The sequence below is a fragment of the Tessaracoccus sp. MC1627 genome (assembly GCF_014164725.1).
GTDB lineage: Bacteria > Actinomycetota > Actinomycetes > Propionibacteriales > Propionibacteriaceae > Arachnia.
In genome coordinates this window covers 160,407-172,105 of the sequence record NZ_JACJGA010000006.1, presented here as the reverse complement: position 1 = coordinate 172,105, position 11,699 = coordinate 160,407, and the positions used below count along the sequence as shown (strand labels likewise).

At 71.6% G+C, this 11,699-nt stretch carries 8 protein-coding genes; 5 read left to right on the top strand and 3 right to left on the bottom strand.

The genetic code is table 11. The annotated features are described in order from the left end of the window. Nucleotides 1–152 precede the first annotated feature (152 nt). The 4 genes from H5399_RS13155 (at nt 153) to fumC (ending at nt 4,578) form a co-directional block, all read left to right on the top strand. Nucleotides 153–464, top strand: a complete 312-nt coding sequence (locus tag H5399_RS13155) for a metal-sensitive transcriptional regulator (protein WP_182783399.1) — start codon at nt 153–155, stop codon at nt 462–464. 23 nt (nt 465–487) lie between these two features. After that, on the top strand, nt 488–697 hold the full coding sequence (locus H5399_RS13150; protein WP_182783398.1) for a heavy-metal-associated domain-containing protein: 210 nt from the start codon (nt 488–490) through the stop codon (nt 695–697). Nucleotides 698–798: 101 nt separating this feature from the next. Further along, nucleotides 799–2,979 carry a cation-translocating P-type ATPase gene (locus tag H5399_RS13145; protein WP_182783397.1) on the top strand — a complete coding sequence of 727 codons (2,181 nt, stop codon included), beginning with the start codon at nt 799–801 and terminating at the stop codon, nt 2,977–2,979. A gap of 210 nt (nt 2,980–3,189) precedes the next feature. Further along, nucleotides 3,190–4,578, top strand: coding sequence for a class II fumarate hydratase (fumC, locus tag H5399_RS13140; protein ID WP_182783396.1), 1,389 nt, complete (start codon nt 3,190–3,192; stop codon nt 4,576–4,578). 186 nt (nt 4,579–4,764) lie between these two features. Here the strand turns inward: fumC and H5399_RS13135 are convergent, their stop codons facing one another. Continuing rightward, the gene (locus tag H5399_RS13135; protein WP_182783395.1) at nt 4,765–6,033 is read right to left on the bottom strand and encodes a glycosyltransferase; all 1,269 of its coding nucleotides are present in this window, start codon (nt 6,031–6,033) and stop codon (nt 4,765–4,767) included. Between the two features lie 87 nt (nt 6,034–6,120). On the opposite strand from H5399_RS13135, the gene H5399_RS13130 reads away from it, so the two are divergent. Continuing rightward, nucleotides 6,121–7,194 carry a glycerate kinase gene (locus H5399_RS13130; RefSeq protein ID WP_182783394.1) on the top strand — a complete coding sequence of 358 codons (1,074 nt, stop codon included), beginning with the start codon at nt 6,121–6,123 and terminating at the stop codon, nt 7,192–7,194. A gap of 852 nt (nt 7,195–8,046) precedes the next feature. On the opposite strand, the gene H5399_RS13125 is transcribed toward H5399_RS13130, so the two are convergent. Further along, nucleotides 8,047–9,549, bottom strand: coding sequence for a molybdopterin-dependent oxidoreductase (locus H5399_RS13125; protein ID WP_182783393.1), 1,503 nt, complete (start codon nt 9,547–9,549; stop codon nt 8,047–8,049). A gap of 187 nt (nt 9,550–9,736) precedes the next feature. Continuing rightward, nucleotides 9,737–11,371 carry a thiol reductant ABC exporter subunit CydC gene (cydC, locus tag H5399_RS17625; RefSeq protein WP_220491011.1) on the bottom strand — a complete coding sequence of 545 codons (1,635 nt, stop codon included), beginning with the start codon at nt 11,369–11,371 and terminating at the stop codon, nt 9,737–9,739. Nucleotides 11,372–11,699: the final 328 nt, after the last annotated feature.

Genomic DNA, 11,699 nt, shown 5'->3' with positions numbered 1-11,699 from the left:
TGTCCACAGGCTGGGCGCGCAATCTGTGGATAAGTCAGCCTGTGGGGCCCTAGGTCACCCCGGACGGGGGCCTGGACCCCCGTCGTGTCATGATGAGATCAGTTGAATCCAATACCCCCATGGGGTATGTTGGGTACCGAGAAGGGGGACCGATGACCGACATCATTGAGGAGAGCTGCCACGCCACTCACGGGTACACGCCCGAGAAGGCTGCGTACCTGCGTCGGTTGAAGCTGATCGAGGGCCAGGCGCGCGGCATCGCGCGCATGGTGGAAGAAGATCAGTACTGCATCGACATCCTCACCCAGGTGACCGCCGTCACCAGTGCACTCAAGGCGGTCTCCCTCGGACTTCTCAACGATCACCTCTCCCACTGCGTCGCCGACGCCGCCCGCAAGGGCGGACCGGAGGCCGAGGAGAAGATCGACGAAGCGATGCAGGCCATCAAGCGCCTCGTCCGCTGACCCACCACGAGAGGATTCACCCCATGATCAGCAAGTACACCGTCTCGGGCATGACCTGTGGCAACTGCGTCAACCACGTCACCGAAGAGGTCTCCGAGGTCGACGGCGTGATCAACGTCTCCGTCACCCTGGACAGCGGCGCGATGCTCGTCGAGTCCGCGGATCGCGTCCCCTTCGACGCCATCATCGAGGCCGTCCACGAAGCGGGCAGCTACTCCGTCGTCGAGGCCTGACACCGGCGGGCCGCGCCCGCCGCCCCCGGGCGCCCATAGTCGGCGCCGCTGACATCCCCAGTGCCCGCGTCTACCCGCGCGCCCGAAATCGGAGGGCCGACATGGCCAGTTCCACCATCCAACTCGACATCCAGGGAATGACCTGCGCCTCCTGCGCCGCCCGGATCGAGAAGAAGCTCAACAAGGTCGACGGCGTCACCGCCACCGTCAACTACTCCACCGAGCGCGCCACCGTCGAGGCGCCCACCGGAGTCACCGCGCAGCGCATCATGGAGGTCGTCGCCCAGGCCGGCTACGGCGCCACGCTTCCGGTGCCCGAGGCAGAGAAGGCCGACGAGGCCGCCGCGCTCAAGCCGCGCGTGCTGTGGTCCTTCGCGCTGAGCATCCCCGTCGTCGTCGTGTCCATGGTGCCGGCCCTGCAGTTCCCCGCCTGGCAGTGGGTGGCGCTGGTGCTCTCCAGCGTGGTCGTGCTGTGGCTGGGCCGCAACTTCCACCACGCCGCCTGGACCAACGCCCGGCACGGCACCACCACCATGGACACGCTCGTGTCCATGGGCACGCTCACCGCCTACGCCTGGTCGCTGTACGCGATGGTCTTCGGTCACGCCGGCATGATCGGGATGAAGCACGAGTTCTCGCTGACCCTCAGCCAGCAGGACGCGCGCGGATTCATCTACTTCGAGGCCGCCGTCACCATCATCTCCTTCCTCCTGCTCGGCCGCTATATCGAGGCCCGCGCCAAGACCGAGTCCGGCGCCGCCCTGCGCGCGCTCCTCGAGGTGGGCGCCAAGCAGGCCAGCGTCCTCGTCGACGGCGAGGAGCGCCGGGTGGACGCCAAGACCCTGCGCGTTGGGGACCTCATCGTGGTGCGCCCCGGCGAGAAGGTCGCGGCCGACGGCGAGGTGGTGGAGGGTCGCTCCGCCGTCGACGCCTCCGTCATGACCGGTGAGTCGCTCCCGGTGGAGGTGGAGCCGGGGTCGATCGTGGTGGGGGGATCGGTCAACACGACGGGGCGGCTGGTGGTGCGCGCCACGGCCGTCGGCTCGCAGTCCCAGCTGGCCCGGATCGCGGCCATGGTGGAGGAGGCCCAGACCGGCAAGGCCGAGGTGCAGCGCCTCGCCGACAAGGTCTCGGGCATCTTTGTCCCCATCGTGCTGGTGATTGCCGCGCTGACCCTGGCCGGGCATCTCCTGGTGGGCAACGGGGTGACGATGTCGCTGTCGGCGGCCATCGCCGTGCTCATCATCGCCTGCCCGTGCGCGCTGGGGCTGGCCACGCCGTCGGCCCTCATGGTGGGCACGGGTCGCGGCGCCCAGCTCGGCACCGTCATCCGGGGGCCGCAGGTGCTGGAGCGCGCCCGCCGCGTCGAGACCGTGGTCTTCGACAAGACCGGCACCCTCACCACCGGCCAGATGTCGGTGGCTGAGGTGGAGACCGCCGACGGCGTCACCCGCGACGAGCTGCTGCGGCTGTCGGCCGCCGTCGAATCAGGCTCCGAGCATCCCATCGCCCAGGCCATCGTGGCCGAGGTGGAGCGGCCGGGCGCCGTGGTGGACTTCGTCAACGTGCCGGGTCGCGGGGTGCGGGGGGTGGTCGACGGGCGGGCCGTGTTCGCCGGATCGGCGGCCTTCATGGCCGACCTCGGGCTGGCGCCGGTGGCGTGGCCAGGTGAGCCGGTGGGCAGCGTCGTCGAGGTGGCCGACGAGCAGCGGGTGCTGGGCCGGATCATCGTCGGGGACACCGTCAAGGAGTCGGCCGCGGCCGCCATCCGTGAGCTCAAGTCCCTGGGCCTGCACCCGGTGCTGCTCTCGGGCGACAACGAGCGCACGGCGCGAGCGGTGGCCGCCCAGGTGGGCATCGACGACGTGCGCGCGGGCGTCACGCCCGAGGGCAAGGTCGCGGCCATCAAGGAGCTGCAAGCGGCCGGCCGGCAGGTGGCGATGGTGGGCGACGGCGTCAACGACGCAGCGGCCATCGCGCAGGCGGACCTCGGGATCGCGATGGGCACCGGCACCGATGCTGCGATCGCGGCCGGCGACATCACCCTGATGCGGCACGACCTGATGGCCGCCGTCGACGCCGTCCGCCTCTCGCGGGCTACGTTGCGCACCATCAAGTCCAACCTGGTGTGGGCGTTCGGCTACAACACCGCGGCCATCCCGCTGGCGGCGCTCGGGATGCTGACGCCCATCATCGCGGGCGCGGCGATGGCCTTTTCCAGCGTTTTTGTTGTGCTCAACAGCCTTCGGTTGAAGGGCTTTCGGAGCGTGAACCGCCGCTGACTAGGGGTGTTGGCGCGCAAAGTCAAGAGATCGTCAAGAAACCAAAAACCCAGTACTGCGAGTGCATGTGAATGCCACCGGATCGGGTACATTTATCTCCGACGCTGTTGGTGTCACCAAAGACCGCTCGGCCGCTGCCGCCCCCCCAAGGGCAGCGGCCGAGCTCTTTTTCTGCCCGGGCGAGGCGCCGGCGAGGGTAGGTTGGGGCTCATGGGTACCCGCATCGAAACAGACTCCATGGGCGAGGTCCCGGTAGCCGAAGACCGCTACTGGGGCGCACAGACGCAGCGCAGCCTGCACAACTTCGACATCGGCCGCGACACCTTCGTGTGGGGCCGTGCCATGATCCGCGCGCTCGGCGTGCTGAAGAAGGCCGCCGCGCAGGCGAACGCCGAGCTCGGGGAGCTGGCCGCAGACAAGGCGGATCTCATCTCCCGCGCCGCCGACGACGTGATCGCGGGGCGCCTGGACGACCACTTCCCGCTCGTGGTGTTCCAGACCGGCTCCGGCACGCAGTCCAACATGAACTCCAACGAGGTCATCTCCAACCGCGCCATCGAGCTCGCAGGCGGTGTCCGCGGGTCGAAGGCGCCGGTCCACCCCAACGACGATGTCAACCGCGGCCAGTCCTCCAACGACACGTTCCCCACCGCCATGCACATCGCGGTGGTGACGGAGCTCAACGAGCGGCTCTACCCGGCCATCGCCCGGCTGCGCGACGTGCTCGCTGCAAAGGCCGATGAGTACGACGGCGTGGTGATGGTGGGCCGGACGCACCTGCAGGACGCCACGCCGGTCCGGCTGGGCCAGGTGTTCGGCGGCTGGGTGGCGCAGCTGGACTTCGCCGTCGAGGGTGTCCGGCACGCGGATTCGCGGGCGCGGGATCTGGCCATCGGCGGCACCGCCGTCGGCACCGGGCTCAACGCCCATCCCGACTTCGGTCGCCTGGCGGCTGAGAAGATCACCGCGGAGACCGGCCTGGAGTTCCAGCAGGCGGAGAACCTGTTCGCAGCGCTGAGCGCCCACGACTCGCTCGTCGAAGTCAGCGGCGAGCTACGGGTGCTGTCGGGGGCACTGATGAAGATCGCCAACGATGTGCGGTGGTACGCCAGCGGGCCGCGGAACGGGATCGGCGAACTGAACATTCCGGAGAACGAGCCGGGCAGCTCTATCATGCCGGGCAAGGTCAACCCCACCCAGTCCGAGGCGCTGACGATGGTCGCGGCGAGGGTCTTCGGCAACGACGCCACAGTCGGGTTCGCCGGCAGCCAGGGCAACTTCCAGCTCAACGTGTTCAAGCCGGTGATGGCGCACGCGGTGCTGGAGAGCATCCGGCTGTTGGCCGATGGTGCGCTGTCGTTCACTGAGCATTGCGCCGTCGGCATCGAGCCGAACCTGCCGCGCATCGAGCACAACCTGTCGACCAACCTCATGCTGGTGACCGCCCTGAACCGGCACATCGGCTACGACAAGGCGGCGAAGATCGCCAAGCAGGCGCACAAGGAGGGGACGTCGCTGCGGGAGTCGGCGCTGGCCAACGGGGTGAGCGGTCAGGACTTCGACGCGTGGGTGATTCCGGCGGACATGACGGGGAAGTAGCCCTCACCTGCACCGCCGAGGGAGGACGGGTCTGCAACTTGCTATCCAGAGCGCGGTATCTGCGTATATACACAGATACCGCGCTCTGGATAGCAAGTTGCAGAGGGAGTGGCCCCACACCTCGACCAAGCGGGAGCGGGTTTGGGGTCGTCGTAGCGCTCCTCGCGCCTCCGCCCGGGGGAGGGGTCAGCGCGTGGCCGCGACCTCCGCGTACAGCCGAAGCAATTCCGCAGCCTGAGACTCGATCGACCACTGCGACGCCAGTTCGATGGAGCGCTCAGACGCGTGCCGACGCCAGGCCTCGTCGTCGAGGCGGTCGATCACCCGCATCAGCCCGGCGGCCAGCGACGCAGCCGTCGGGCGCGTGATCTCCCCGTTGACGCCGGGCTCGATCACCAGCTGCAGCTCGTGATCCACACTCACGATGGGCAGCCCTGCCAACGCGGCCTCGTGGAGCACGAGGGCCTGGGTGTCGGTGAGGCTCGGGAAGGCGAACACGTCCGCCATGCCGTAGTACGCGCCCAGCGCGTCGCGCTTCTGCTCACCCGGCAGGATGATCTTGCCCGCGGCCCGGCCGTCGGCCAGCACCTTCTTGATGCGCGGATACCTCTCCCAGTCACCCACCACGCACAGCCGCGCGTCGGGCCGCTGCGCGTACACGAGGTCGAAAGCCTCCGCCAGCAGGGGGATGCCCTTCTCGGGCGCGATCCGGCCGGCGTACAGCACCAGCGGCCCCTCGGGGTGGGGGAAGGGCGGCGGGCCGGGCGGGAGGGGGTCCACGCCGTTGGGCACCACGACGATCTTGGCGTCCGGGGAGATGAGGCGGAGGCGGCTGGCCGTCTTCGGCGACGGAGTGGTGGTGAGCGTGGCCATCTCCAGCATCTTTTCGCAGATGCTGAGCAGCGATGCGGTGGACTTGCCCCGGTCCTCGTAGCGGATCTCGGCGAGCCGGATGTCCTCGGCGCTGACGAACTGCCCCTTGGTGATCCGCGCGAACGCCCGCAACACGCCCGTGAGCAACGGCAGGACGGCCGAGTAGTGGTCGCCGTAGGCCTCGAAGTCCGTGTGCCAGGTCACCATCATGGGGATCCCCAGCCGCCGCGACGCCCACGTCCCGAGCAGACCGACGGTGCCGAATCCGTGCACGTGCAGCACGTCCGGGCGCATCTCGCCGAGCTGGTCGATGGTGCGGTCGAAGTGGCGGCCATTGGCCACCCGGGTGGGCATCTTCGGCACGCGGACCGACGGCAGGCGCACCTCGGTGCGGCCGGGGCGCCCGTGGTGCGGGTTGGGGCCCTTGGTCTCCGGCGCCACCACAATCACCTCGTGGCCGGCGTCCAACAGGTTGCCTTCGAGTTGCTGGACCGCGAACATCAGCCCGTTGCTGCCGGGCCCGTAGTTGTCCGTGAACTGCGCCACCTTGAGGCGGCGGCCGGGCACTGCGGGTGAGGTCACCCGGTCACTCTATCGGCTCGCGCCGGTCGCGTAACCGGGGTTGGCCGGGCCGGCCCCGGACGCCGTCGATCACCTTAGGCTCAGCCCATGCACATTGTGGTCGCGCCCGATTCTTTCAAAGGGACCCTGACGGCCGCGGAGGCCGCGGAGCGCATCGCCGCCGGCTGGCTGGCCGTCCGCCCCCGCGACACCGTCGCCCTCCACCCCATGGCCGACGGTGGCGAGGGAACCCTGGACGCCTTCGCTGCTGTGCCCGGTTCGGAGCGGGTGCCGGTGGCGGTGGTCGACGCCGTGGGCCGCCCTAGGGGGTCGTCGTGGCTGAGACTGCCCGACGGGACGGGCGTCGTCGAGCTGGCCGCCGCGTGCGGCATCGTCGGCCTCGATCCCCTGGATGCGCGGGGTGCGCACACCACCGGGTTCGGGATGGCGATCCGGGCGGCGCTGGAGGCGGGAGTGTCGCGGCTGCTGCTGGCCATCGGCGGCAGCGCGTCCACCGACTGCGGTGCCGGGCTCCTGGTGGCGTTGGGGGCGCGGCTGCTCGACGACGGGGGCCGCGAGGTGACCTCGCCCGGCAACTCGGCGCTGCCCCGCGTGGCGACGGTGGACCTCTCCGGGATGCCCCCGCCGCCTCCGGGCGGCGCGGTGGTGCTCTCGGACGTGACCAACCCGCTGCTCGGCCCCCTCGGCGCGGCCGCTGTGTTCGGCCCGCAGAAGGGTGGGGTGGGGATCGTCGAGGAGTTGGAGCTCAACGTCGGGCGGTTCGCGGAGCTACTGGGCGGCGACGTCGAGGCCGCCGGGGCCGGCGCCGCAGGCGGGGCGGGTTTCGCGCTCCAACGGTGGGGGGCGACGACTGAGTCGGGGGCCAGGGCCGTCGCGGAGGCGGTGGGTCTGGAGGCGGCGCTGGACGGCGCGGACCTGGTGATCACGGGCGAGGGGCGCTTCGACAGCCAGTCGGCCGGAGGCAAGGTGGTCTCCGTCGTGCGGGAAATGGCCGGGGACCGGCGGGTCGCGATCGTCGCGGGGCGGATCGACGCCGCCGTCGGCGGGCTGGCGGGTGCGGTGTCGCTGTGGGATCTCGCGGGCGAGGGTGCGCTGACGGAGTCCGCGAGTGTCGCGGAGGAGGCGGGGAGGGTCCTGGCGTCGCGGTTCGTCCTGCCTTGATCTTCGGGCGCGTTCCGGGCTTCCAGGCTGTGGTCGGGCTTGGCGGTGTGTGATGTGGTGGTCGGGTTGGGCGGCGTGTGGTGGGGGTTTGGTACGGCGGTGGTGCTGTGGTCGGGTTCGGCGGCGTGTGGTGGGGGCCGGGCCGCCCATGATGCCGGCGGCGGCGCTGCGCGCTGCGACGCCGTCATCAACGCCCACCCAACCTGCCCCGGCCCCCACCACCCCCCGCCCTGTTGTCCCGTCCCGCCGCCTGTCTTCGGTCTCGTCGCCTGGCATGTGTCTGGAGGCCTGGCTTGTGTCTCGGCGCCTGCGCTGTATCGCAGGCGCCCCCCAGCCGCCTGCCCGCAGTTCAACCGCCGGCGCTATAGCACCGGCGGCCAGACTTATCGCAGGCGCCAAGGGCACCGCCCCGAAACGAGCCGGCGCGAGACGCCGGATGGGTGCCAGGGTGGGGGACGGCAGGGCGGTCTGCGTCGGGGTGCCCAGCTTGAGGGTCACCGGACTGGCGTCCCGCCTCGACAGACTCTCGCCAGGCCGCCCTGACGGCACGCGCCCGAACTCGACGACGCCACCGGGGACGAGTGCGGGGAGACGGGAGGCGAGGCACGGGCGGCCTCGATGCCTGACCCGAGGCCAACGCGCGCGTGCGTGCTGACGTAGGGAGAGCGGCCGCCCGTGCTTCGGCTCACGGCTCCCGGCACCGACGGCGGGGTCAGCTGGGAGGACTCGTGTCGGGGTTACTGCACTGGTGCGGGTGGTTTCGACGCAGCAGCGGGCGCTTCGCGCCGCGGCTGGCTCAACCAGCGGTGTTGAGCGGGCGCTTCGCGCCGCGGCTGGCTCAACCAGCGGGGCTCAGGCGACGGTGACCCGTACCTCGTGGTATCCCTCGGCGCCGTTGGGGAACGGCTCCGCGGGGCCGACGGGCTGCGGCCGACCGTCCGCATCGGTGACACGAACGGCCAGCCGATGCTCGCCCGGGGTCGCATCCCAGGCGTAGGTCCACTGCCTCCACATGTCGATCCCCGCGTCGGGGCCCTCACTCGCCACCCGCCAGGGCCCCTCGTCGATGCTGACCTCGATCTGCGCGATCCCGATTCCCTGCGCCCACGCCACGCCGGCGATGGCCGCCCGGCCGGCCGGCACCGTCGATCCATCGCGAGGCACGTCGATCCGGCTTGCCGGCTTGATCGGCCCCTGCTCGTCCCATCCACGGACCGTCCAATAGGCCTGATCCCGCGCGAACGTGGTCACATTCAGGTTGGTCACCCACTTCGTCGACCCCACGTACCCGTACAGGCCGGGCGTGACCAACCTCACCGGCGCCCCGTGGATGCGCGGCAGCGGCTCGCCGTTCATCCCGATGGCGAGCAGGGCCATCCGGTCGTCGGTCAGCGCCTGGATGGGGGTGGAGATCGTGAACCCGTCCACCGAGCGGCTCATCACCATGTCGGCTTCCGGGAGGGGCCCGGCCATCGTCAGGACGTCGGCTACCCGGACGCCCAGCCACCTCGCCGCCCCCACGTACGGCCCGCCGACGGGGTTGCTCACGCACAGCATGGTGATGTCGGCCTCCACCACATCGAGCGCGAGGAGGTCGTCCCAGGTCAGGGTCAGCGGGCGCTCCACCATGCCCTCGACGTTCAGCCGCCACTCACGGTGGTCGAGCCGGGGTGGGCTGAGGGAGGTGTCGATCCGGTAGAAGTCCGCGTTGGGGGTGTAGAGCTCTGACACCCCCTCCACCTCGCCCTCCAGGCCGGCGGCCCGCGCAGGGAGGGGGCTCGGGGGGACCGGCAGGACGGGCGGCCCGCCAGGAGCGCCGGTGGGTGCCAGCTCGCCGAGCCCGAACCCCGCCAGCGCCACCCCGCCACCGGCCGCCCCGACGATGACGCGCCGTCGGCTCAACACCGGGCCGGGTGTGTCGCCGTCGCCGACTCCGAGGCGGGAGAAGGCCGTCAGGATCCCGCCGCCCACCAGCACGGCCAGCACCGACGGCGCGGCCCACAGCGGCGTCGCCTCGGGATCCGTGAGCGCGGCCGCCCCGACCACCAGGCCCAGGGCGGCGGTGGCCAGCCAGGCGGCCGTCAGCGATCGGGTGGCGAGGCGTCCGACGGCCAGCCCGAGGAGCGCGACGACGGCCAGCACGCCCACCAGCAGGATGGGCTTGTTGGCCGTCCCGAAGGTGGCCACGGCCCATTCCTTGACGACGGTGGGGGTCAGGTCGATGAGGCGGTTGGCCGTCGCGAACAGGGGCGAGGATCCGGCCGAGACGAGTGCCGACAGCCCGTGCCCGACCCCAAGGCCGGCCGCCACCGCGACAAGCCCCTCAAGGGCGGGGATCCGTCCACGCTCGGGCATGCACCAATAGTGCCCCCCGGCGCAAGGGCGGCGGAAGGGCCGACGTGTGGGCCGGACACGGCCCGCGGCGACGGCTCGCGAGCCGGATCAGAGGCTCATCAGAAGTGCCCCATCGTGCCTGGCCAGCTGAGTGAGCCAGATCTGCATTTTCCACCCGGAACGGGCGCCCCGCCAGGGGCGACCCTGCTCAACCCGGAGGGCGCCCCGGTGCGAACGATCCACGCGCCACGAGAGCTGGCTCCGGCCCAACTCCTGCAGCGCGGGGCGCAGAGTCCAAGCGGTGGACGCGGGTGCAGCGGGCCACCAGGTCGGGGTCGTGGGTGAGGACCAGTAGCGGCATGTCGGCGAACTCGCGCCACACGTCGTCCATGAGGGCGGTGGCCGTTTCGCGGTCGAGGTGCTCGGTGGGCTCGTCCAGGATGACGACGTCCGGGCTGCCCACCAGCAGCCGCGACATCGCGAGCCGCCGTCGCTCACCACCGCTCAGCGTGGTGCCCGCCTCGCCGATCCGGCGCTCAGGGTCCAGGGGCAGGCCGGCGCGCGCGAGGGCGGCGCGGATGTCGTCGTCGGTGGCGTCGCGGTTGCCGATGCGCACGTTCTCCGCGACGGTGGTGGCGAAAATGTGCGCGTCCTGCGCCAGGTAGCCCACCCGGCCGCCCCGTCGCACCTCCCCGGCCAGCGGCGGGATCAGGCCCATGACGGTGGCGGCCAGCGTCGTCTTCCCCACGCCGGAGGGCCCCACCACGGCCACCTGCTCGCCGGGCGCCACGCTGAGCTCGATGCCCGCCTGCACCGGGCCGGCGCCCGGCCACCCCACCGCGACACCGGTCAGGCGCAGCCCCGCCTCGCCGTTGTCGCCCGCGACAGCGTCGCCATTGCCGACGGGTGGCTCGCTCAGCACCTCGCCGAGCCGGTCCAGCGCGGACCTGGCGCGGGTGTCGGTCTGCGCCGCCTGCGCGAAGGTGCCCAGCACCTCGTGCAGGGCGAGGGGGGTCAGGGCCAGGACGGCGAGGAAACGGGGGTCGAGATCGCCCGAGGCGACGGCGTTCGTCCCGAACCACAGCGCCGCCAGCACGGCGATCCCGGCTGCCGCCACCTGGCCCCCCGTCGCGATGCCACGCACCCAGGCGCCCCGCCACTCCTGCCCGCGGAGCTCCTCGTCGACGGCGAGCAGCCGCGCCAGCGTGGGGGCTTCGGCCCCGTAGGCGACGAGGTCGTCGGAGGTGCGGGCCAGCTCGCGCACGCCGTCGGCCAGGCGACCGCGGGTGGGGACGGCCGCGGTGTCGGCGGCACGGCTCGCCTGTTGCGTCCACAGGGGCAGGACCGCGCCCGCGAGGAGGGCTGTGGCCAGCAGCGCGACGGCGCTCTGCCAGTTGAAGAGGGCGAGCATGAGGCTGGTCGCGGCCACGACTGTCGCGGCGGAGGCGACGGGGATCACCACCCGCACCACCAGATCCTGGATGGCCGCGACGTCCGCCACCACCCGGGTGAGCAGGTCGCCGCGGCGCCGCCCGATCAGCGTGGTCGCGCTCAGCTTGGCGTAGATCCGCACGCGCAGGGCGCCCTGCAGGCGGAGTGCGACGTCGTGGCCCACCAGGCGCTCCACGTAGCGGAACACGCCGCGCGAGATGCCGAAGGCGCGGACGCCCACCGCGGCGGGCTGGAGGTAGAGCACCGGCGGCGCCATGGCGGCGAAGGAGATCAACCAGGCGGAGACCCCCATCAGCGCCACCGACGAGCCCGACGCCAAGGTGGCGAGGAGGACGGCGAGCAGGAAGCGGGTGCGGGCCTTCGGCGCGGTGGCGAGAAGGTCGCGGAGCAGGGAGGTGGGGGCGCTGGGCGAGGAGGTCGCGGGATACGACCCTTCGAGACGGCCCTCGCCGCTCCGCGGGTGGGCCTCCTCAGGGAGCGAAGTGGAGTGTGGCGGGTCTGCTTCCTCGGGGAGCGGGGTGTTGCTTCGCGGGCGGGCCTCCTCGGGGAGCGGGGTGTTGCTTCGCGGGCGGGCTTCCTCGGGGAGCGGGGTGTTGCTTCGCGGGCGGGCCTCCTCGTGGAGCGGGGTGTTGCTTCGCGGGCGGGCCTCCTCGTGGAGCGGGGTGTTGCTTCGCGGGCGGGCTTCCTCGTGGAGCGGGGTGTTGCTTCGCGGGCCGGCC

Excerpts from the sequence above, each read along its gene's own strand:
- H5399_RS13155 (WP_182783399.1), top strand. The coding sequence starts at position 153 with ATGACCGACATCATTGAGGAGAGCTGCCACGCCACTCACGGGTACACG.
- H5399_RS13150 (WP_182783398.1), top strand. The coding sequence starts at position 488 with ATGATCAGCAAGTACACCGTCTCGGGCATGACCTGTGGCAACTGCGTC.
- H5399_RS13145 (WP_182783397.1), top strand. The coding sequence starts at position 799 with ATGGCCAGTTCCACCATCCAACTCGACATCCAGGGAATGACCTGCGCC.
- fumC (WP_182783396.1), top strand. The coding sequence starts at position 3,190 with ATGGGTACCCGCATCGAAACAGACTCCATGGGCGAGGTCCCGGTAGCC.
- H5399_RS13130 (WP_182783394.1), top strand. The coding sequence starts at position 6,121 with ATGCACATTGTGGTCGCGCCCGATTCTTTCAAAGGGACCCTGACGGCC.
- H5399_RS13125 (WP_182783393.1), bottom strand. The coding sequence starts at position 9,549 with ATGCCCGAGCGTGGACGGATCCCCGCCCTTGAGGGGCTTGTCGCGGTG.